The organism is Acidovorax sp. AC410 (genome assembly GCF_979253235.1).
Map to the genome: position 1 here is coordinate 5170265 of NZ_CEEDCG010000001.1, position 18380 is coordinate 5188644.

The 18380-nt window shown below is 66.7% G+C and carries 26 protein-coding genes; 11 read left to right on the top strand and 15 right to left on the bottom strand.

The window, feature by feature from the left end; genetic code table 11:
- Positions 1-83: 83 nt before the first annotated feature.
- On the top strand, positions 84-476 hold the full coding sequence (locus AC0IZS_RS23900; RefSeq protein WP_471637934.1) for a hypothetical protein: 393 nt from the start codon (positions 84-86) through the stop codon (positions 474-476).
- Here AC0IZS_RS23900 and AC0IZS_RS23905 read toward each other — a convergent pair.
- Positions 469-744, bottom strand: coding sequence for a hypothetical protein (locus tag AC0IZS_RS23905; protein WP_471637935.1), 276 nt, complete (start codon positions 742-744; stop codon positions 469-471). The genes AC0IZS_RS23900 and AC0IZS_RS23905 overlap by 8 nt on opposite strands.
- Between AC0IZS_RS23905 and AC0IZS_RS23910 the strand changes: the two genes are divergently transcribed.
- The 4 genes from AC0IZS_RS23910 to AC0IZS_RS23925 all read left to right on the top strand — a co-directional run bounded on the left by AC0IZS_RS23910 (position 730) and on the right by AC0IZS_RS23925 (position 2790).
- Positions 730-1386, top strand: a complete 657-nt coding sequence (locus tag AC0IZS_RS23910) for an alpha/beta hydrolase (RefSeq protein WP_471637936.1) — start codon at positions 730-732, stop codon at positions 1384-1386. The genes AC0IZS_RS23905 and AC0IZS_RS23910 overlap by 15 nt on opposite strands.
- Before the next feature lie 90 nt (positions 1387-1476).
- Complete coding sequence (locus AC0IZS_RS23915) at positions 1477-1926, top strand: hypothetical protein (protein ID WP_471637937.1); 450 nt, start codon at positions 1477-1479, stop codon at positions 1924-1926.
- Between the two features lie 20 nt (positions 1927-1946).
- A complete protein-coding gene (locus AC0IZS_RS23920; protein ID WP_471637938.1) occupies positions 1947-2390 on the top strand; it encodes a hypothetical protein in 444 nt (147 codons plus the stop codon).
- A 16-nt stretch (positions 2391-2406) separates the two neighbouring features.
- Positions 2407-2790 (top strand): RidA family protein, encoded by a 384-nt coding sequence (locus tag AC0IZS_RS23925; RefSeq protein WP_471637939.1) that lies wholly within the window; start codon positions 2407-2409, stop codon positions 2788-2790.
- Here the strand turns inward: AC0IZS_RS23925 and AC0IZS_RS23930 are convergent.
- The 3 genes from AC0IZS_RS23930 to AC0IZS_RS23940 form a co-directional block, all read right to left on the bottom strand.
- Positions 2742-3362 carry a hypothetical protein gene (locus AC0IZS_RS23930; protein ID WP_471637940.1) on the bottom strand — a complete coding sequence of 207 codons (621 nt, stop codon included), beginning with the start codon at positions 3360-3362 and terminating at the stop codon, positions 2742-2744. The two genes, AC0IZS_RS23925 and AC0IZS_RS23930, sit on opposite strands and share 49 nt — an antisense overlap.
- 104 nt (positions 3363-3466) lie before the next feature.
- Positions 3467-3694, bottom strand: a complete 228-nt coding sequence (locus AC0IZS_RS23935; RefSeq protein WP_471637941.1) for a DUF1398 domain-containing protein — start codon at positions 3692-3694, stop codon at positions 3467-3469.
- 202 nt (positions 3695-3896) lie between these two features.
- A complete protein-coding gene (locus AC0IZS_RS23940) occupies positions 3897-4376 on the bottom strand; it encodes a MarR family winged helix-turn-helix transcriptional regulator (RefSeq protein WP_471637942.1) in 480 nt (159 codons plus the stop codon).
- Between the two features lie 89 nt (positions 4377-4465).
- Here AC0IZS_RS23940 and AC0IZS_RS23945 point away from each other — a divergent pair, with 89 nt between their 5' ends.
- From AC0IZS_RS23945 to AC0IZS_RS23960, 4 genes are all read left to right on the top strand, one after another.
- On the top strand, positions 4466-5764 hold the full coding sequence (locus AC0IZS_RS23945; RefSeq protein WP_471637943.1) for a helix-turn-helix domain-containing protein: 1299 nt from the start codon (positions 4466-4468) through the stop codon (positions 5762-5764).
- Between the two features lie 51 nt (positions 5765-5815).
- Positions 5816-6508 carry a Vgb family protein gene (locus AC0IZS_RS23950; protein WP_471637944.1) on the top strand — a complete coding sequence of 231 codons (693 nt, stop codon included), beginning with the start codon at positions 5816-5818 and terminating at the stop codon, positions 6506-6508.
- A 127-nt stretch (positions 6509-6635) separates the two neighbouring features.
- Complete coding sequence (locus AC0IZS_RS23955) at positions 6636-7463, top strand: DUF899 domain-containing protein (protein WP_471637945.1); 828 nt, start codon at positions 6636-6638, stop codon at positions 7461-7463.
- A gap of 20 nt (positions 7464-7483) precedes the next feature.
- Positions 7484-8056 carry a hypothetical protein gene (locus AC0IZS_RS23960; protein WP_471637946.1) on the top strand — a complete coding sequence of 191 codons (573 nt, stop codon included), beginning with the start codon at positions 7484-7486 and terminating at the stop codon, positions 8054-8056.
- Here AC0IZS_RS23960 and AC0IZS_RS23965 read toward each other — a convergent pair.
- Genes AC0IZS_RS23965 through AC0IZS_RS23975 form a run of 3 tightly spaced genes read right to left on the bottom strand, consistent with a single transcriptional unit; the run spans position 8053 to position 10342 of the window.
- Positions 8053-8865: an aminoglycoside phosphotransferase family protein gene (locus tag AC0IZS_RS23965; RefSeq protein ID WP_471637947.1), complete on the bottom strand. Its 813-nt coding sequence runs from the start codon at positions 8863-8865 to the stop codon at positions 8053-8055. The two genes, AC0IZS_RS23960 and AC0IZS_RS23965, sit on opposite strands and share 4 nt — an antisense overlap.
- 35 nt (positions 8866-8900) lie before the next feature.
- Positions 8901-9758, bottom strand: coding sequence for a pirin family protein (locus AC0IZS_RS23970; protein ID WP_471637948.1), 858 nt, complete (start codon positions 9756-9758; stop codon positions 8901-8903).
- On the bottom strand, positions 9755-10342 hold the full coding sequence (locus AC0IZS_RS23975; RefSeq protein WP_471637949.1) for an NADPH-dependent FMN reductase: 588 nt from the start codon (positions 10340-10342) through the stop codon (positions 9755-9757). Before AC0IZS_RS23975 ends, AC0IZS_RS23970 begins: the two co-directional genes overlap by 4 nt.
- A 127-nt stretch (positions 10343-10469) precedes the next feature.
- Here AC0IZS_RS23975 and AC0IZS_RS23980 point away from each other — a divergent pair, with 127 nt between their 5' ends.
- On the top strand, positions 10470-11402 hold the full coding sequence (locus AC0IZS_RS23980) for a LysR family transcriptional regulator (RefSeq protein WP_471637950.1): 933 nt from the start codon (positions 10470-10472) through the stop codon (positions 11400-11402).
- Between the two features lie 18 nt (positions 11403-11420).
- Here the strand turns inward: AC0IZS_RS23980 and AC0IZS_RS23985 are convergent, their stop codons facing one another.
- The 7 genes from AC0IZS_RS23985 to AC0IZS_RS24015 all read right to left on the bottom strand — a co-directional run bounded on the left by AC0IZS_RS23985 (position 11421) and on the right by AC0IZS_RS24015 (position 16355).
- A complete protein-coding gene (locus AC0IZS_RS23985) occupies positions 11421-11963 on the bottom strand; it encodes a tetratricopeptide repeat protein (protein ID WP_471637951.1) in 543 nt (180 codons plus the stop codon).
- 106 nt (positions 11964-12069) lie between these two features.
- A complete protein-coding gene (locus AC0IZS_RS23990; protein ID WP_471637952.1) occupies positions 12070-12819 on the bottom strand; it encodes an anti-sigma factor in 750 nt (249 codons plus the stop codon).
- Positions 12816-13403 carry a sigma-70 family RNA polymerase sigma factor gene (locus tag AC0IZS_RS23995; RefSeq protein WP_471637953.1) on the bottom strand — a complete coding sequence of 196 codons (588 nt, stop codon included), beginning with the start codon at positions 13401-13403 and terminating at the stop codon, positions 12816-12818. Before AC0IZS_RS23995 ends, AC0IZS_RS23990 begins: the two co-directional genes overlap by 4 nt.
- 144 nt (positions 13404-13547) lie before the next feature.
- Positions 13548-14030, bottom strand: a complete 483-nt coding sequence (locus AC0IZS_RS24000) for a hypothetical protein (RefSeq protein WP_471637954.1) — start codon at positions 14028-14030, stop codon at positions 13548-13550.
- Complete coding sequence (locus tag AC0IZS_RS24005) at positions 14027-14986, bottom strand: hypothetical protein (RefSeq protein ID WP_471637955.1); 960 nt, start codon at positions 14984-14986, stop codon at positions 14027-14029. Before AC0IZS_RS24005 ends, AC0IZS_RS24000 begins: the two co-directional genes overlap by 4 nt.
- A gap of 299 nt (positions 14987-15285) precedes the next feature.
- The gene (locus AC0IZS_RS24010; protein ID WP_471637956.1) at positions 15286-15855 is read right to left on the bottom strand and encodes a tetratricopeptide repeat protein; all 570 of its coding nucleotides are present in this window, start codon (positions 15853-15855) and stop codon (positions 15286-15288) included.
- A gap of 107 nt (positions 15856-15962) precedes the next feature.
- Positions 15963-16355 carry a RidA family protein gene (locus AC0IZS_RS24015; protein WP_471637957.1) on the bottom strand — a complete coding sequence of 131 codons (393 nt, stop codon included), beginning with the start codon at positions 16353-16355 and terminating at the stop codon, positions 15963-15965.
- Positions 16356-16470: 115 nt separating this feature from the next.
- Between AC0IZS_RS24015 and AC0IZS_RS24020 the strand changes: the two genes are divergently transcribed.
- Positions 16471-17376, top strand: a complete 906-nt coding sequence (locus AC0IZS_RS24020; RefSeq protein ID WP_471637958.1) for a LysR family transcriptional regulator — start codon at positions 16471-16473, stop codon at positions 17374-17376.
- A 30-nt stretch (positions 17377-17406) separates the two neighbouring features.
- On the opposite strand, the gene AC0IZS_RS24025 is transcribed toward AC0IZS_RS24020, so the two are convergent.
- The gene (locus AC0IZS_RS24025; protein ID WP_471637959.1) at positions 17407-18294 is read right to left on the bottom strand and encodes an AraC family transcriptional regulator; all 888 of its coding nucleotides are present in this window, start codon (positions 18292-18294) and stop codon (positions 17407-17409) included.
- Positions 18295-18380 lie beyond the last annotated feature (86 nt).

The following is an 18380-nucleotide window of genomic DNA, read 5'->3' on the forward strand; positions in this document are numbered from 1 at the left end:
GGTCAAAATCCGGTTTGCGGGGGCGTGCCGAGGTGGTAGGCTGGCCTGGTGTCTGGCCCGTCCCCCTGCCAACCTGCATACCCATGGAACCTGCCATCCACTTCCTCACGCGGCTCTTCGACGTCTCGCGGGAGCCCGAGAACCCCATCAACCCCATCCGGGGCCATTCCCTGCTCGAATGGCTGCGCACGCGCGTGCCCGCCCACCTGGACATGACCGACGCAGATGCCGAGGACTGGGGCTGGTACGCACATGTGAGCTGGGAGGGCCGCACCTACATGGTCGGCGCCGCTGCCAATGAGAGCGAAGACGGCAAGCACGAATGGGTGCTGTCGCTGACCAAGCACCGCTCGCTCAAGGAGCGCGTGCTGGGCAAGGCGAAGATGGTCGGCGACGATCCGTGCCTGGTTTTTTTCCATGGGCTCATTGCACAGGAGCCGGGGTTTGAGGAGGTGTCGGTGGAGGGAGTCACTTGAAGCCCGTCCAGAGAACTTGTTCGTACCGGTGATGGTTGGGCGCCGCATTGGGATACTTGCCCTGTGGGCATGGGTGCTGTTGCTCGGCTTCGTCGGTGCAGCCTTGGGCGCAGGAGAATGGCTCAGCCATCCTGCCACCCGCGCCATAGGCCCGCCACCGAAAGATTTTTCGGCGCGCGAGGTCCGCATCGAAACCGCCCTTGCCGGCCATGTGGCTGGCTGGTTTGCACCGGGCCAGCGAGGCCGGGGCGCCGTGCTGCTGCTCCACGGCGTGCGCTCAGACCGCACTCAGATGCTGGGCCGCGCCAGGTTCCTGAGCCGCGAAGGCTACGCCGCCCTGCTGATCGATCTGCCTGCGCACGGCCAGAGCACTGGCGACCGCATCACCTTTGGCGCGCGCGAGGCGGCAGGGGTGAAGGCGGCCATTGAGTTTCTGCGGCGCGAAAGTCCTGGCGAACGCATCGCCGTCATCGGTGTCTCCCTGGGCGCCGCCGCCGCCGTGCTGGCCCTGCCTTCCCCTGCGCCGGATGCCGTGGTGCTCGAATCCATGTACCCCACCATCGAAGACGCCGTGACCAACCGGCTGACCACGGTGCTGGGCCCTGCGGGCGCGGTGCTGGCCGGGCCCTTGCTGTGGCAGCTGCCGCTGCGCGCCGGGATATCGGCCAGTGACCTGCGGCCCATTGAGCGAATTGCCCGGCTGCGTGCGCCCGTGCTCATCGCCTCTGGCGCCCAGGACCGGCACACCACTTGGGCCGAGACCGAGCAGCTCTTCGAGGCGGCCACCGGGCCCAAGGAGATCTGGCGGGTGGAGGGGGCTGGGCATGTGGATCTGCATGCCTACGGCCCTGGGGAGTATGAGCGCCGGGTGCTGGGGTTTCTGGGCCACTATTTGCGAGGCGGTGGTTGAGTAGGCGCTGCAGCGATCGCCAATTTGTCTTGGCTTGCTGGAAAACGACACTGCACAATGTGCACGCCCCAACACCATCAAGATTTGCCTGTGGACATTACCATCGAAAGCATTGACACCAGCGCCATGAAGCCGTTGGGGCTCACGCAGCTGCCCAGCTACCCTGTCCGGTTCTCGTCCGCAACGGTCAGCGGTGCTGCGCGCTTTGTCCCTTTTGGGGATGACGCTTCGGAATACCTTGGTCGAACGCTGTGTGTAGAGCTTGCGACGGAGCGTGTGACCGGATTTGAACGCATTGCGCCACGGAATGGCGCAGGCTTCATCGTTGCATTGGATGAGCAATTCGCTTTTAAAGTCGTGGGCCAGGTCGGATCGGTAAGGTTCGTCACAGAACCTCGAGAGAACGTTGTGATTGCGGTCGCCGCTGGGGCGGCAACATTTCTTCTGTCTAGCGAGGATTTCCCTGACACGTCTCTTCAGGAAGGCGACAACGTCACATTCCTCGTCCACGAGCTGTCTTTGTGGGACGAGGAAATTTAGATGCGCCGACTTTCTTCCTCATGAGACAACTTTCTTCTTCCTTGTCTCCCTGTTCTAAATGGGTTCGAGTTCTCATCATCGCGGGGGGACTGCTGCTGCTGGGTGCTTTTCGTGTGATGGAAGATGGACTGTCCTGGCGGTTGGTTCTGGAAGCGTGCGGAGTGATTGCATTCTTCTGGATGCTGGACATGGTCTTCTCCACCGATCTGGCAGATGAAGTGCAGGACTGTGGAGATCATCTGATGGTCAGTCGTGGAGAGGTCACGGAGCGAATCCCGCTGACCAATCTACGGTCGGTCGAGGTGGACTCCGACGGGGAAGTCATGACACTTCACTTCGTCAAATCCACTGCGTTCGGTCGGAAGATTGCGTTCAGCCCGGTGTCAAGCTTGCGGCTCAATCCGTTTCGAGAGCATCCGCTGGTCGAGGACCTGATGAACCGGGCCCATGCGGCCAGGCTATAGCGGGAGATATCCACCCATGCAATCCACCCCCGTCAACTCGTCCCAGGCACCGCCCCCCTCTGGTAGCTATTCCCAAGCGCTCGACGTGCGGGGCGCCACGCGCTGGCTGGTCATCAGCGGGCAGATTCCCGTGGACCGCGCCGGCGGGGTGCCCGAGAGCTTCGCCGAGCAGGCCGACCTGGTGTGGGCCAACATCCTTGCCCAGCTCGATGCCGCGGGCATGGGCGTGGCCAATCTGGTGAAGGTGACCACATTTCTCTCATCGCGGCAATACGCCGATGAGAATGGCGAGGCGCGGCGGCGCGCGCTGGGCGGCCATGCCCCGGCGCTCACGGTCATCATCGCCGGTATCTACGACGAGGCGTGGTTGTTGGAGATCGAGGCCGTCGCGGCGGAGTGATCGGCCTCTCCGTGACGTGCATCGGGATCGAAGGTGTGCAGCGACATGCCTGAGGAGCCAGCCACCGGCTGGAGATCGCTGGACTGCGCAGTGACTTCGAAGAGTTCCACCGTATCCGATGCGCTTATTTCGGGTTCCATCCGGGAGCGCGACAGCTGAAACACCACGGCGGCCACGTACGTGACAAACGCTGCCATGAGCGAGTGGTGGACAACCGCCAGCCAGTAGGCAACGGGGCTATCTATCCGGCCCGCCATCGCTTTGCTGCTTCTGGAAATCACGTTGATTTCGCCACTCCAGAGGCCGGTGGCCACCATGGAGATCAATCCGACAGCCAGGACCACGACGGGAACCAGCGCGGCACGGGCAAACCAATGCCCATACCGGTCCCACCAGGCGTTGGTCATCTGCAATTTTTTCATTCGCGCCTCGGACTCGGCGAAGGAGCGCTGCAGGCCGGCAAGCGATGCGTCGAGTTCCCGTTGCCTGGCCTCATTCAAGATCTGCCCACGCGAATGGGCGGCAATGCTTTTCAGCTGCGCTGGCGTGAGTTGAGGGCGAGGGCGGGGCATGGCGAAATTCTATGCACAGGGCACGGCCCAAGGCCCATGGCGAAAGGCCCTTGGCTGCGCAGTGCATTGCGGTGCTCTGGTTGCGAGGAGATCGTCTGCTGTGCTTACTTCCCGTCCGGAAACCGCTCCCCATGCACCTCCCCCTTGCGGCCGAAGTAGCTCACATGCTGCCCCGCGATCCACACCATGTAGCCCACACAACCCGCTGCGCGGGAGAGCTCAAGGAACTCGGGGTACATCACCTCGCCGCGCTGCGCGCCACGGATGGCGGCCTGCACACCGGCCGCGTCGAAGCCCTGTGCGATGGGCGTGGCGGGCGACTGCAGGGCCACGGCATGCGTCTCGCCGCTGGCAGGTAGTAGGTGGTTGCGTTGCTGCGGTAGTCGGCGAAATACGCCTCCACGCCGGCCTCGCTGAGGGCCTGCACGATGGCGCCGAAATGGGCCGTGCCGTCCTTGGAGGATTGGGCGCAGAGTTCGATGGTGGCGATGGTCGTTTCGTTCATGGGCATCTCGCTGTGATGGGTTCTCGGAATCAGCTGCGCGGCACTTCCTGCCACTGGTGCAGGCGCACCATCTCCTGCAGCAGGCGCGCGAGGCGCTGGCGCTCGGCCGCAGGCAGGTGACCAAAGAACTGTTCGTCGTTGGCATCGGCCTTGGCGGCCAGCACGGGCACCAGGGCGCGGCCGGCCGGTGTGAGCGACAGGGTGTGGCTGCGTGCGTCCCGCAGTGCATCCGCGCGGGCCACCAGGCCCTTGTCCTCCAGCCGGGCCACGACCTTGGAGACGGCGCCCTTGGTCATGCCCAGGGACTGGGTCAGCGTGGCGTGCGTGGCGGGGTTGTCGCCATCGTCCGCATCGAACAGCGTGCGCAGCGCCACCCAGTCGGTGACGGACACGCCCGATGCCTCCACCGCCTGCTGGAACCCGGCCGACACCTGGTTGGAGACAAAGCGCAGCCAGTAGCCGAGGTGGGCTTCGAGCGGGCTGGGGCGGGGCGATGGGTTTTTCTTCATGTTTTGTTTCTGTGGAAACTATCTGTGGCTTAAATATAGTTTCTTGAGAAACAAATTGCAAGTGCCGCAGTCGTGTAGCCTGCCGTCCCATGGATTCCCTGATCACCGCCGCCGCCCGTGCGCTTGCCGCTGGCGATGCGCTGGGCGCGCTGCAGCGGGTGGCCCTGCGCGATGACCCGCCGGCGCTGGCGCTGCGCGGCATTGCCATGGCGCAACTGGGCGAGCACCTGCGTGCGCGCGAGCTGCTGCGCCGCGCGGCCAGGGGCTTTGGCGCGCACGAAGAGTTGGCCCGCGCCCGCTGCGTGGTGGCCGAGGCCGAGGTGGCCTTGGCCCAGCGCGACCTGAAAGGGCCGCCGCATGCCTTGGTGGCTGCAGCCACGGCGCTGGCAACCAGGGGCGACCGGGCCAACGCCCTGCAGGCAAGGCTCATCGCGGCGCGCCAATGGCTGCTGATGGGCCGGCTGGGTGAGGCCGCGGCCCTGCTGGCCCCCATCGACCTGCAGGCGCCGGGCATGCCGCCCGCGCTGGCGGCGGTGGCGAGGCTCACGCTGGCCGAACTGGCCCTGCGCTCGCTGCGCGTGGCCGCGGCGCGCGATGCGCTGGCCCAGGCGCGCGAAGCGGCAGCGCGCGCCCGCGTGCCTGCGCTGCTGGCCGAGGTCGACGAGGCCCTGGCCGCGCTGCAGCGCCCCGCCGCGCGGCGCCTGTTGCCGGGCGATGGCCAGGGCGGCGGTGTAGCGCGCGAGCAGTTGCTGCGCCTGGACGACGTCGCGGCGCTGCTGGCCTCGGATGTGCTGGTGGTCGATGCCTGCCGGCACCGGCTGGGATCGGGATCGGTGGTGGAGGAAGAGGGGGAGGGCGGTGCGGCCCCCACCTGGCTGTCCCTCGCGCGCCGGCCCATCCTGTTCGCCCTGGCCTGCGATCTGGCCCAGGCCTGGCCCGGAGATGCCGAGCGCGACGCGCTGATCGCCAGCGCCTTTCGCACCCGCCACCCCGACGAAACCCACCGCGCCCGGCTGCGCGTGGAGCTGGGCCGCCTGCGCGCACTGGTCAAGCCCTGGGCTCGCATCGAGGCCACGGCGCGCGGCTTTGCGCTGCGGCCCCTGGATGGGCGTGATGGCGGGCGCGCGGTGGTGGTGTTGGCGCCGCCCATCGCGGGTGAGCAGGCCTCGCTGCTGGCCCTGCTGGCGGATGGTGCGGCCTGGTCCACCTCGGCCCTGGCGCTGGCGCTGGGCGACAGCCAGCGCACCGTGCAGCGCGCGCTGGCCGAGCTGCAGGAGCAGGGCCGCGTGCGCTCCATCGGCCAGGCGCGTGCGCAGCGCTGGCTGGCACCTCCCCTGGCCGGATTCACGCCAATCTTGTTACTCCCCGCTGCGCTGGCAGTTGAATAAAGTGCATCCATCGACCTCCTGAGCCGGGGCCGAACCGAAAAGGACCACACCATGCCCATCACCGACTGCAGCCCTGACAGCATCGCCCGTACCGCCCCCACGGGCGTCCCCGCCCGCCCCGCCGAGATCGTGCGCGAGTACGGCCCCTTTGCCGGCGCCCGCACCGTGGCTGGCGTCACGCACGACGGCCAGCGCGTATGGGCCGCCACGGGCGCCAGCCTGGTCGCCTTCGACCCCGCCAGCGGTGAGACCACGCGCACGCTGGGCCTGCCCTGCGATGCCGGCACCGCGTTTGACGGCCAGCACCTGTACCAGATCGCAGAGTCGCGCATCGACAAGATCGACCCGGCCACGGGCGCTGTGGTGGCCTCCATCCCCGCGCCGGGCAAGGGCGCCGACTCGGGCCTGACCTGGGCCGAGGGCAGCCTGTGGGTGGGCCAGTACCGCGACCGCAAGATCCACCAGATCGACCCCGCCACCGGTGCCATCCGCCGCACCATCGAGTCCAACGCCTTCGTGACCGGTGTGACCTGGGTCGATGGCGAACTGTGGCACGGCACCTGGGAGGGCGATGCCAGCGACATCCGCCGCATCGACCCCGCCAGCGGTGCCGTGATCGAGCGCCTGGAAATGCCGGCCGGCATGGGCGTGAGCGGGCTCGAATCGGACGGTGCCGGCCTGTTCTATGCCGGCGGCGGCGAAAGCGGGAAAGTCCGCGCAATTCGCCGCTCCAAAGTGGCATAGCGCCCGGCGGGCCAGCCGCGGCCCGCTCTCCCTCATCTCACCCAAACCCCGTGCAGCAATTGCCCCTTGTTGGGCAGTTGGAGCCGCGCATGGGCGCCTTGTCCCCAACCCTTCGAAGGAGCACCGCATGACCACCGCCACCCACAGCCCCTCACTCCACCACCCCATCGTCCCGCGCAGCGACTGGCTGGCCGCGCGCCAGGCCCTGTTGCTGCGCGAAAAGGAACTCTCGCGCCAGCAGGACCAGATCGCCGCCGAGCGCCGCGCGCTGCCCTGGGTGCGGGTGGACAAGCCGTACCTGTTCGACACCACCGCCGGCCCGCGCACGCTGGGCGACCTGTTCGATGGCCGGCGCCAGCTGCTGGTGCAGCATTTCATGTTCGGGCCAGGCTGGGAGCAAGGCTGCCCGAGCTGTTCGTACATGGCCGACCACATCGACGGCATGAACATCCACCTGGCCCACCGCGACATCACGCTGGTGGTGGTCTCGCGTGCGCCACTGGACCAGATCGAGCGCTTTCGCCAGCGCATGGGCTGGCGCTTTCACTGGGTGTCATCGCACGGCAGCGACTTCAACCACGACTATGGCGTGAGCTTCAGCACCGAACAGGTGTCGCGTGGCGAGGTGCCCTACAACTACACGGTGCAGCGCTTTCCGGCCGAAGAGGCGCCAGGCATCAGCGTGTTCCACAACGAGCCGGGCGAGGGGGCGGAGGTGTTCCACACCTACTCCACCTACGGCCGCGGGGTGGAGGTGATGATGGGCGCCTACCCCCTGATCGACCTGACCCCCGCGGGCCGCAACGAGCGCAACCCCGAGTACACGATGGACTGGGTGCGCCACCACGACCGCTACGAAGGCGCCGTGCCCTTCCAGCCCGCGCCATCGCTGCTGGCCACAACGCCGACCGCTGCCGCGACCACGGCTGGCGGCTGCTGCCACGCCCAGGCCTGACGCAGGCAGGGAGCCTACGGATGGACACGCTGTGGCCCTGGCTTGCCATGGCCGGCACGGGCGCCCTGCATGGGCTCAACCCCACCACCGGCTGGGCCTGCGCAGCCGCATGGGGCCTGCGCTCTGGCGGCAGCCGGGCGCAGCCGCTGCGCGCGCTGCTGCCCATTGCCATCGGGCATGCCGCATCGGTGGCGCTGGTGGTGGGTGCCGTGGTGTGGGGCTGGGCGCTGCCGCGCAGCGTGCTGCAGGCCGCTGCGGGCTGCCTGCTGGTGGCGGCGGTGGGGGTGTACCTGTGGCGCCGTGCACCGCGCAGGGCCCGCGCATCGGCTGGGCATGCCGGGCTGGCGCTGGGTGCGTTTCTCATGTCCACCCTTCATGGCGCGGGGCTCATGCTGGTTCCGGCACTGGCACCCCTGTGCCTGGGCAGCGGCGCGGTGGGGCAGGGCATGGGTGCATCAGGCCCGCTGCTGCTGGCGCTTGCCGCGGTGGCGGTGCACATGGCGGCGATGCTGCTGGTCACCGGCCTGATGGCCGTTGGGGCTTGCCGTGGCGTGGGTGCGGGACTGCGGGTGCTGCGGCTATCCAGGCCTTAGAACACAGTAATGCCCAGCGCCACAGCCGCCAACTGGGCCACCTCCAGCGTATGGGCTGGGTCACCGCCATCCTCCTCCAGCATCCAGATGGTCGACAGGCCTGCCCATGCCAGCACCCATTGCAGCAGCCGCCGGCGCTCTATGCCGCTGGCGTCGGCAATGACATCGATACGCCGCGCAAAGCGGCCTGGCGCCAGTGCACTCGCACCATCGGGGTTGCACAGGATATTGGCAAAATCAAAGCCGCGCTCACCCCGCAGGCCCTTGGGGTCGATGGCAAGCCAGCCCTGCGACCCGAAATCCAGCACATTGCCGTGGTGGATGTCGCCGTGCAGCACACCCTCATCGCGCGGGCCCGCAAGCAGGGTGCGGGCGCTGCTTGCGCTGTGTTCGAAGAGGCCGCCATGCCTTGCAGCACCGGGCCACAGCGCCTGGAACCACTGCGCCAACGGCACCAGTGGTGGTGCCGGTGCGCTGCGCGGCGCATGCAGGCGCATGGCAGCAGCGCACAGGATGCGGGTGGCCTCGTCGTCATGGCCTTGCGCCACCATCTGCGCCAGAGACTGCGGGCCCTGCGCGCGCTGCATCAGCAGGGCTGCGCCATCATCGCTACAGGCCAGCACGGGCGCTGCACCATCGCCATCCCACCACGCCATCAGGCGATTGCCGGCCTGCTCCTCGGCCGCTTTGGCGATCTTGAGCATGGCCGTCACACCGTGCTGGCGCACGGGCAGCAGCGCGCCACTCGGCGAGTTGAAGGCTTTGCCATCGATGGCCAGACTCCATCGTTGCAGGTAGGGCTCGAACATGCGCAATGGTAGGCCCAGCCAGCCTTGCACTGCCGCTAACTCAGGCGCTTGTCCTGCCTCAACTGTGAGCCTATGCGCCGGATCTCCGCCTCGCCCTGCGCCAGTGCGGCCCGGCTGGTGTGTACCGAGTAGCGGCCCATCACCAGCTCGTGCGGGTGCTTGGCGGCCGAGCCCAGCACGAAGTGCGTGTCGCCCCGGGCCGTGAAGTCGATGGCACCGTTCGATTCCTCGAACACCGCCAGCTCACCTGTGTCCACCGGCCCGCCCGCATCCAGCGCACCCGCTGCCACCGCCACCCAGGCCACGGTGTGGCCAGCGGGCGGCACATAGCGCCAGTGCTCGCCGTCGCGCAGCTGCACGGCCAGGTAGGTCATGGGCGAGGGTGCCTCGATGGGGCTCAGCACTCCAGCATGGCTGCCCAGCAGCACGCGGGCCGGGCCGGCCTGGGGAACCTCGTTCGCCGCCAGGTACTGGCTCAGCGCGGGCGCATTCTCCAGCGCAGCGGGCAAGGCCACCCAGAGCTGAAAGCCCAGCGATGGCGCATCGCCCGCCGGCGCACCGGTGTGCCACACGCCGTTGCCCGCGCGCATCCACTCCACGCTGCCTGCGTGCAATGTGCCGCTCTTGCCCGTAGTGTCCTCATAGGTCACGTCGCCCGCCATCAGGTAGGTCAGCGTGGCAATGCCCGAGTGCGGGTGCATGCCAAAGCCGCGAAAGGCGGCAGGCGAGTCGGACGCGAACAGGTCCAGGAACACAAAGGGCTTGATCCACTCGCCCACGTCGCCAGGGCTCACCAGCCGCGTGATGGGCCCGTGCGAGCTGCCGCGCGTGCGGTAGGCAATGGCACGGCTTGCCACAGAGGCAACCGGTGCTTCGGCCAATGCGGTGTTCATGCAGCCTCCCTTGCGGTCTTGAGCGCCTTGGCCCACCAGGCCATGTCGTCCAGCAGGCCCTTGGCGGACTGGGCCAGGTGCGGGTAGTCCTCGAAGCTCTTGCCCTGCTGCCAGACCCCGAGGAATTCGACCATGCCCATGTGTACGGCATTGCGCACGGGGGCCATCTGCAGCTCGGTGGCCACCAGGCGCAGCTGTTCCACGGCCCGCGCCGCACCCACGCCGCCATAGCCCACAAAGCCGATGGGCTTGCTCGCGAACTCCTTGTACGCGTAGTCAAACGCGTTCTTGAGCACGGCCGTGGGGCCATGGTTGTACTCGGCGGTGATCACCACCAGCCCGTCCAGCGTGGCCAGCTTCTGCGCCCAGCGCTGCGCGGCCTCGTTCTTCACCGGCGCCCAGGCAGGCGACAGTGCTTCGTCGAAGAAGGGCATGGGGTAGTCGCGCAGGTCGATCAGTTCGGCAGTGATGTCGGTGCGCTGGCTGGCAATGCCATGGAACCACTGTGCCGGCTTGTCGGCAAAGCGGCCCTCGCGCGTGGAGCCGATCACGATGCCGATGTGGGGCAATTGCGAAATTGTCATAGATGGCAGTCCTTCCTGGGAGTGGTGGAGGGGCGATGCACCCCGATGCCATGAAGATTAGGGCGTACCCCATTGGTTGACTAGATGGCACAATGGGATTGCACTCATCCATCCATGCAAGGTATCTGTGACCACACTTGCGCTCGACCTCAACGACGTTGCCCTGTTCGTGCAGGTGGTGCGCTGCGGCAGCTTTGCCGAGGCCGCGCGCCGCCTGGGCGTGCCGCCCAACACCGTGAGCCGGCGCGTGCAGCAGCTGGAGGCGCAGCTGGGCACGCGCCTGCTGCAGCGCTCCACCCGCAAGCTCACGCTCACCAGCGCAGGCGAGGCGTTTCACGAGCGCTGTGCGGGTGCCGTCGATGGCCTGCAGGAGGCCGGGCAGGAGCTGCGCCTGGGCAGCGACGAGCCCACCGGCTCGGTGCGCGTGGCGGTGCCGGCGGATTTTTTCGACTTCTTTCCCATGGAGTGGATCGCCGCCTTCCTGGCCGCGCACCCGCGCGTGCGGCTCGATTTCGTGCTCAGCGATGCGCGCTCCGACCTGATCGCCGAGCGCATCGACGTGGCCTTTCGCGGCGGCGAGGTGGGCGACTCGGGCTATGTGGGCCGCCAGCTGTTCGGGGCCCGGGGCGACGGCCTGGTGGCCAGCCCCGCCTACCTGGCTGCGCGCGGCATGCCCGCCACGCTGGCCGACCTGGCCGCGCACGACGCCATCATGGCCAGCCACGCGGGCAGCACCGGCACCTGGCGCCTGGTGGGGCCCGATGGTGCTGTGCATGAGGTGCAGCAGGCCGGTGGCCGCTTTGGCGCCAACACCGCCCAGGCCCTGCGCCGCGCCGCCGTGGCCGGCCTGGGCATTGCGCTGTTGCCCGCCGGCATGTCCCGGCTCGACGTGCAGGCCGGCCTGCTCGTGCCCGTGCTGCCCCAGTACCAGCGCAAGGGACAGGGCCTCACCGTGCTGTACCCTAGCCGCAGGCACCTGCCTCTGGCCGTGTCGGCCTTTATCGCGCTGGTGGTGGACAAGCTCGGTGAGCTGGAGAAGACGCCCGAGGGGCGGTGCTGACGGGTAGGGGCCGCTGCCTTACCAATTCGAGGGCACGTACTTATTGCCCGCCGCCTTATAGCGCTCGATCGCTGCCTGCAGCTGCGCCTGCTGCTGGCAGCCGCTGGCGCCGCACTCGCTGCCCAGCGTGGCCAGGCGCGCCTGCGCCTTGTCCAGGTCGCCCTTCATCAGGTACAACTCACCCGAATACTCCAGGGCATTGCGGTGGCGTGGGTCGATGCGCAACGCCTCGTCATAGTGTTTTTCGGCGGCGGCCAGGTCCGGCGCCTTGCTGTTGCGCAGCGTGTAGCCCATGAGGTTGTGCCAGTCGGCGCTGCCGGTGTCGTTGACGCGCTTGAGCTCATCGAGCGCCGCCGGCCACTGCAGCGACCGGGTCAGGTAGCGGGCCTGGGCCAGCTTGTCTGTAGCCGGGGCGGGAGCCGGGGCCACGGCGGGCGCTGCAGCGGGCCGTGCCGGGAACACCGGCGGGTGGTCGGCAGCATGCGCCGCCTGGGCGAGCAGCAGTGCCAGCGTGGTGGCGGTCAGGGTGGGCAGCAGCCGTGTGCTCGAGGTGGTGGTCATGGCGTTCTTCTTCCTTCAAGTAGCGGTGAAACAAAAGGCACCGAAGCTACTTACGGGAGAGGAGGGCAGACGGATCCCGGGGATGCAGATCTTTTTGCCTGTTGTCTCACCAGACCTTGACGCAATGCCCGATGAGCGCGAACGGGCCCGAGGGCGCCCCCCCGGCCGGCACCGGCGCCGGCTCAAAGCTCACGGCCAGCTGCGACACCGTGAAGAACAGCTTTTCCGACGTGTCAGGCAAGGCGATGCGGGCCGAGCCGCCGGCCGGCACCACGCCCACCGCCAGCGGTGCGCCGCCGTCCTTGGGCAGGGCCCACAGCTGCGCCACCTGCCCGGCGGGCACGGCCAGCGGCTGCAGCAGCTTCACCGTGAGCTGGCGCCCCTGGCGGCGCGAGCTGGCCACCAGCGTGGGCTTGCCGCCGGCATCGAGCAGCAGGCCCACATAGCTGGCGGGCAGCGCATCGGCCCGGGGCTCCAGGCCCAGCATGCCGGGCGCCACGCGCACCAGCACTGCGCACAGCAGCAGGCCGGCCAGCGCGCCGCTGATGGTGCGCCCCGACAGCAGACCCCGAAGGGCCAGCAGCAGCCGCTGCCAGGCCGATGCTGCCGCCTGCGCTGGCGGGGGCGTGCCAAACAGGCGCTGCTCGATCTTCTGCCAGGTCGCCTCGGGCGGTTGCTTTGGCAGGCTGGACAGGTTCAGCACCGCCAGGCGCTGGCGCCAGGCATCGACGGCCTGTGCCGCCACGGGCGACGACTGCAGCACGCGCTCGAAGCGGCGCCGCGCAGGGCCGGCCAGCGTACCCAGCGCGTACTCGCGGGCCAGCCGGTCCAGGCGTTCGGGCAACAGATAGTTCATGGCTGGGTCACCCCCGCGGCTTCCAGGCACGACCTGAGCTGCTCCAGCCCGCGCCGCACCCAGCCCTTGGCCGTGCCCAGCGGGGCATTGAGCACCTGGGCAATCTCGGTGTGTACCATGCCCCGGTAGTAGGCCAGCGCCAGTGCCTGGCGCTGCGCGGCGGGCAGCGCACCCATGCAGCCGTCGATCTTCGCCTTCACCAGGCTGTCGTCCAGCAGTTGCTGGGGCTCGTGGGCGGTATCAGCGGCAAGCCTGTCCTGGGCGTCCAGGGCCTCCTCGCCCAGGTCGGTGGTCGCGGCCCGCTCGGCCTTGCGCGCGCGCAGCGCGTCGATGGCCTTGTTGCGCACGATGTTGATCATCCAGGTCATCGGCGCGCCCGCACCCGGCCGGTAGGCCGCCGCGTTGTGCCAGATGTTTACGTAGGCCTCTTGCAGCACGTCGTCTGCCCAGTTCTCATTCCTCAATATACGCAGCGCCACCGCAAACAGACTTCCGCAGGTGGCCTGGTACAGGGATTTGAATGCGGCGCGGTCCTGCAGGGCGACGCGCGCCATCAGGTCGGGCAGGGGGGTGTCTGGGGCCATGGGTGGTGCGGTGGAGTGTCTGTCCTGAAGCCGGATCGACTGCCCGCGCAGAATACCAGCGCGGCCGAACACCTGGCCACGCATGCTGGAGCCCAGCGAATCAAGGCAAGCCCACGGCCGCTGGCCGGGGGAGCAAGCAGGGCTCTATGCGCCCACGCACCAATGGATGTATTCCCAACTGCTGGACGGATTGTCGCAGCTGAAAGTCGGCTCGACGATGACGATCCCGCCCCCACCGCCCCCGCCACCTGCAATGGGCAGAACCCCGGATCCACCCCCACCACCCCCTTCGGGAGGCGCGTTGCCGGAGGCGACGTATCCAGAGTCCTTGTAACCGCTCTTGGGATCGCTGTAAGACGCTTCGTCCTTCCACATCATGGGGTTCACATTGATCAAGGCCAAAGTGGTGCATGTGGTTCCGTTGCAGATGTCCACCGTATCGTTCTTGCGCCACATCGGCACATGTTTATTGATGGTCGACTTCACCATTTGGGCAATCTGGCTCTCGTTGGGCGGGCTGGAACAGTTCTCGCACAGGTAACTGCCATAGTGCAGGGCCACCGCAAGGCCCACCGCGGCCATCGATGCCATCCCGATGGAGAGATTTTTTGAATTCAGCAAGGTCATTCCTTTTTTCTGGAGAGATGAATTTGTTTGGATATCGATACCGCTTGAGAAACCTGTTCCCTGGTCAACCCTTGGGAGGCGTTTTGCAGGTAGCCGCTGGACTGCAATTGTTCGCGCGCCTTCTCGTCGGCCATGACAAAACCGGCCCAGGCGTGCGCATAGGCATAGGATTTCACGGGGTCCTGGATATTCCCGAAAACCGATGGCGCCTCCTCGGAATTGACGGGGGTGCTGGAATAGATATTCGAGAGCAGCAGCAGCGCATCCGTGCGTCCGAGCTGCGCCGCCTTTTGAAGGTACTCAATGCTGTTGGTTTTCCACGTGGCAACGCGTGGATCGCCAAACTGCTCTGGAGCGGGCCATTCGCCAATCGGGCTGATGGTGTGGTAGGCCTCCATGGCATCCAGATCCCCCGCTTGAGCGCTCTTGCCTACCAGGTCGGACCGGAGGCGGTATTCGGATTCCAGCAAGCGCGGGCAGTAGGTGGAATGCGCTTCGGAATTCGCCTGCATGGCCAAGTATTTGGGGCCGGACGCCAGCCCTTGCGAGCGCATTTGCCGCGCATTTTCTGCGCTTTTGGAGGTGTTTGCGCAGAAGGAAAGGGATGAGAGCGCTTCGGCTGCCTTGGCTGGATTACTTTGGTCCGCCAGGTAATCCCTGACGATTTCCCATGTCGGTCTTGATGGCGGTGTCAGGTTGCGGACCTGTCTTTTGATGCCGGGAAGCGGTTCGATGCCCGATTCGGTTGGCGCGAGCGGGCCCGCAGCGCCTGCGGCATTTGCGCCGGACTCTGGTGAGGATGCGGCCGGGGCATCCGATGGCTGCGGGCTGGCGGGGCTCGCAGGCTGGGGTGCGTGGAATGCCGCACCGTTTTCGGTCAACAACCAAGCCAAGAACCCTGCTGAAAGAAGGATCGCCCAACCGGTGGCGAGCTTCCATTTTTGTTGTAATTTCATGTTTGCAATTTTTCCCTCATCCTTTTATTTGCCACCATGCTAATGCAATCGATTCTCGTTCTCATTGAGAATTTGAAATTATGGTAACTGGATGTGGCTTTTGTGCTTGCGGGCACTTTGCTGGCTTGGTGCAGGTCTTTGGCGCAGTGTGCAGAGCGGTCGAGGGCTGCTGGCCATCTGCCGCTCGGCCCGCTGCCGGGCGATTCGCCAGCGCACGGTAAAAAGCCCGCATTTCAGGAAGAAATGCGGGCTGTTGCTGGCGGTGTTTCTGCCCTCCCGGCAGTTCGGTCTTTGCCTTCCTACCAGGTCGACGGCACGAACCGGTTGCCCGCCGCCTTGTAGCGCTCAATGGCGGCGTGCAGTTGTGCATGCTGCTGGCAGCCGCTGGCGCCGCATTCGCCCGACAGCGTGGCCAGGCGCGCCTGGGCCTTGCCGAGCTGCCCTTTCACCAGGTACAGCTCGCCCGAATACTCCAGCGTGTTGCGGTGGCGCGGGTCGATGCGCAGCGCCTCGTCGTAGTGCCTGCCGGCCGCGGCCAGATCCGGCCGCTTGCCGTGGCGCAGCGTATAGCCCATCAGGTTGTGCCAATCGGCGCTGGCCGTGTCGTTGACGCGCTTGAGTTCATCCAGCGCCGCAGACCATTGCAGCGACCGGGTGAAGTAGCGCGCCTGGGCCAGCTTGTCCGCTGCCGGCACCGGTGCCTGCGCAGCCGGCTGGCTGGCGGGGCGCGTGGGTGCGGGCGGCGGCGGTGGCGGTACTGGCGGCAGGTCTGCCGCATGGGTGGCAGTGATGGCCGCCACCTGCACCAGCAGGGCAGCGGTGGTGGCAGACAGGGTGAGCAACAGCGTTCGTCCGGTCGAGGTGGTCATGGTGTCCCTTGGATTGGAACCGCTGCCGTGCAGCGGCGCGCCAGCATGCCCTGGCCGGCGGCTTTGTGCAATGGCCGGCACTTTGACTTGCCTGCCTTGGCCGCCCTTCAACCCGGAATCCGCGCGATCACCTTGATCTCGAAGTCGAACCCTGCCAGCCAGGTGACCCCGAGCGCCGTCCAGTTGGGGTAGGGCGCGCTGGGGAAGACATCGTTCTTCACGGCCAGCACCGTCTCGAACTGGTTTTGCGGATCGGTGTGGAAGGTGGTCACATCCACGATGTCGTCGAGGGTACAGCCGCCGGCCTGGAGGGTGGCTTGCAGGTTGGCGAAGGCCAGGCGCACCTGGGCTTCGAAGTCGGGCTCGGGCGAGCCGTCGCTGCGGCTGCCGACCTGGCCAGAGACGAACAGCAGATCGCCGGACTGGATGGCTGCCGAATACCGGTGGTTGGCATACAGATCCTGGCGACCGGCGGGGAAAATGGCTTTGCTTGGGCTCATTGGGGGCTCCATGGGTTGGTGGGTGCAGTCACTGTAGCTCTGGCGATTGTTTGGATAAAGCCACCAACTCCTGCATCACTGTTTGTAAAATAAGGACAATCTTTGGGAGAGCCCTGTGGACAGGTTTGACGGCATGCGGGCCTTCGTGCGGGTGGTCGAGTCGGGCAGCTTCACCAAGGCCGCCGACAACCTGGGCTGGAGCCGCACCACGGTGACCCAGCTGGTGCAGCAGCTGGAGGCGCGCCTGCAGCTCAAGCTGCTGCACCGCACGACCCGCCGGGTCAACGTCACCACCGACGGCGCCGTCTACTACGAGCGGGTGCTGCGCCTGCTGGCGGAGCTTGAAGACATCGAAGGCAACCTCCCCGGTGCCCCCACGGCCCCGCGCGGCCTGCTGCGCGTGGACGTACCGAGCCCCCTGGCCAACATCCTTCTGGTGCCGGCGTTGCCCGCTTTCCATGCCCGCTTTCCTGACATCCAGCTCGACATGGGCGCCAGCGACCGCAAGGTCGACCTGATGGGTGAGAACGTCGATTGCGTGGTGCGCGGCGGCGAGATCAAGGACCAAGGGCTGGTCGCGCGCCACGTGGGCGACCTGCAACTGGGCGTGTATGCCGCGCCGGCTTACCTGGCGCAGGCGGGCACGCCCGTGCACCCCGATGAACTGCGCGACCCGCGCCACCGCATCGTGCGCTACCGGTGGGACGGGGACCTGCCCTATGCCATGCGCAAGGGCCGCGAGACGGCCAAGGTTGGCGGGCGCTATGTGCTGGCCATCGACGATGGCAACACCTACCTCACCGCAGGGCTGTCCGGCCTGGGCGCGCTGTGGCTGCCCCACTACATGGCCAGACAACACGTGGCCAGCGGTGCACTGGTGCCGCTGTTCACGGACTGGCGCATCGATGCCATGCCGCTGTATGTGGCCTACCCGCCCAACCGCTATGTGAGCAAGCAGCTGCGCGTGTTCATCGACTGGATCGTGGAGTTGATGGCGGTGCATGCGCCGCGGGGCGGGTAGTGGGCATGTGCGAGCGGTGAGTCCGCCACCTCAAACATCGGGGACGCGCACTCCCTGCGCTATCGAGGCGCGATAACTTGAAGGGGAAAGGCCCATGGACCGGCCAAAAGACCGTGTGAAGTAGGCTGAATCCGTGAACCCGATCTGTTCCGATATCTGGGCTACAGGCATTGCGGTGTAGGCCAGAAGGCGCCGTGCTTCCAGCATGAGCCTGTCATTGAGAATGTTTTGCGCCGGCCTGCGCAGCAGGTGCTTGCAGGTTTTGCTCAGATGGTCGGCAGACACTTGAAGATGCTCTGCATAGAAGCCCACGCTCCGATGCTCGGTGAAATGGACCTCCACCAGGGCCAGGAACCTTTGGGCCAGCGCATCACGAATTCCGGTCGACGAGGTGCGCGCACTTTGCTCTCTTTGGATGCGAACCAACTGCACCGCGATCATGGAAGCCAGGCACAGGAGATTTTGCGCCCGCCCCAGTTCCTTGCTGGTGTATTCGGAACAGACCTCGTCAAACAGGCGCTTGAGTTGCGTGGTGTTGGACGAAAGCGGGACCAGGAACGACGTGTTGAGGTACTTCTCGGCCAGGTCCGAAAGCCCGAGCAGGTTCAAGAGTGTCCGCTCTGGAATGGTGATTTGGTGACCGACCGACTCGGTCGTGTAGGTGAATCCGTGGACGGATCCTGGGGCAAGCATCAGGAGAGCCGGCCCCTCCACCTCGAACACCTGCCCATCAATGCTCCCCGAGACGCTTCCCCTTTCGAGAAGCTGGAACTGGTAGAGCGCGTCATGCCGGTGGGCCGGAATCGTCCAATTCATCTCCACACCTCTGATCGCCACCGACTCGTAGTGGAGGCAGTCGTCCGGCTGGTTGTGGCGAACTTCCTGGTACGGAACCAATAGCAGTGGTGGGACTTTCATGGGTTGGTGCATGCAACAGATCCCGGAAAAGTACAGGAAGTTGCCCTATTCGTCCATCGATCTTTGTGGGCTGTGCGCGCAACATT

Coding starts and splice junctions, on each gene's coding strand:
- AC0IZS_RS23900 (WP_471637934.1), top strand. CDS start 84: ATGGAACCTGCCATCCACTTCCTCACGCGGCTCTTCGACGTCTCGCGG.
- AC0IZS_RS23920 (WP_471637938.1), top strand. CDS start 1,947: ATGAGACAACTTTCTTCTTCCTTGTCTCCCTGTTCTAAATGGGTTCGA.
- AC0IZS_RS23925 (WP_471637939.1), top strand. CDS start 2,407: ATGCAATCCACCCCCGTCAACTCGTCCCAGGCACCGCCCCCCTCTGGT.
- AC0IZS_RS23930 (WP_471637940.1), bottom strand. CDS start 3,362: ATGCCCCGCCCTCGCCCTCAACTCACGCCAGCGCAGCTGAAAAGCATT.
- AC0IZS_RS23940 (WP_471637942.1), bottom strand. CDS start 4,376: ATGAAGAAAAACCCATCGCCCCGCCCCAGCCCGCTCGAAGCCCACCTC.
- AC0IZS_RS23945 (WP_471637943.1), top strand. CDS start 4,466: ATGGATTCCCTGATCACCGCCGCCGCCCGTGCGCTTGCCGCTGGCGAT.
- AC0IZS_RS23950 (WP_471637944.1), top strand. CDS start 5,816: ATGCCCATCACCGACTGCAGCCCTGACAGCATCGCCCGTACCGCCCCC.
- AC0IZS_RS23955 (WP_471637945.1), top strand. CDS start 6,636: ATGACCACCGCCACCCACAGCCCCTCACTCCACCACCCCATCGTCCCG.
- AC0IZS_RS23960 (WP_471637946.1), top strand. CDS start 7,484: ATGGACACGCTGTGGCCCTGGCTTGCCATGGCCGGCACGGGCGCCCTG.
- AC0IZS_RS23965 (WP_471637947.1), bottom strand. CDS start 8,865: ATGTTCGAGCCCTACCTGCAACGATGGAGTCTGGCCATCGATGGCAAA.
- AC0IZS_RS23970 (WP_471637948.1), bottom strand. CDS start 9,758: ATGAACACCGCATTGGCCGAAGCACCGGTTGCCTCTGTGGCAAGCCGT.
- AC0IZS_RS23975 (WP_471637949.1), bottom strand. CDS start 10,342: ATGACAATTTCGCAATTGCCCCACATCGGCATCGTGATCGGCTCCACG.
- AC0IZS_RS23985 (WP_471637951.1), bottom strand. CDS start 11,963: ATGACCACCACCTCGAGCACACGGCTGCTGCCCACCCTGACCGCCACC.
- AC0IZS_RS23990 (WP_471637952.1), bottom strand. CDS start 12,819: ATGAACTATCTGTTGCCCGAACGCCTGGACCGGCTGGCCCGCGAGTAC.
- AC0IZS_RS23995 (WP_471637953.1), bottom strand. CDS start 13,403: ATGGCCCCAGACACCCCCCTGCCCGACCTGATGGCGCGCGTCGCCCTG.
- AC0IZS_RS24000 (WP_471637954.1), bottom strand. CDS start 14,030: ATGACCTTGCTGAATTCAAAAAATCTCTCCATCGGGATGGCATCGATG.
- AC0IZS_RS24005 (WP_471637955.1), bottom strand. CDS start 14,986: ATGAAATTACAACAAAAATGGAAGCTCGCCACCGGTTGGGCGATCCTT.
- AC0IZS_RS24010 (WP_471637956.1), bottom strand. CDS start 15,855: ATGACCACCTCGACCGGACGAACGCTGTTGCTCACCCTGTCTGCCACC.
- AC0IZS_RS24015 (WP_471637957.1), bottom strand. CDS start 16,355: ATGAGCCCAAGCAAAGCCATTTTCCCCGCCGGTCGCCAGGATCTGTAT.
- AC0IZS_RS24025 (WP_471637959.1), bottom strand. CDS start 18,294: ATGAAAGTCCCACCACTGCTATTGGTTCCGTACCAGGAAGTTCGCCAC.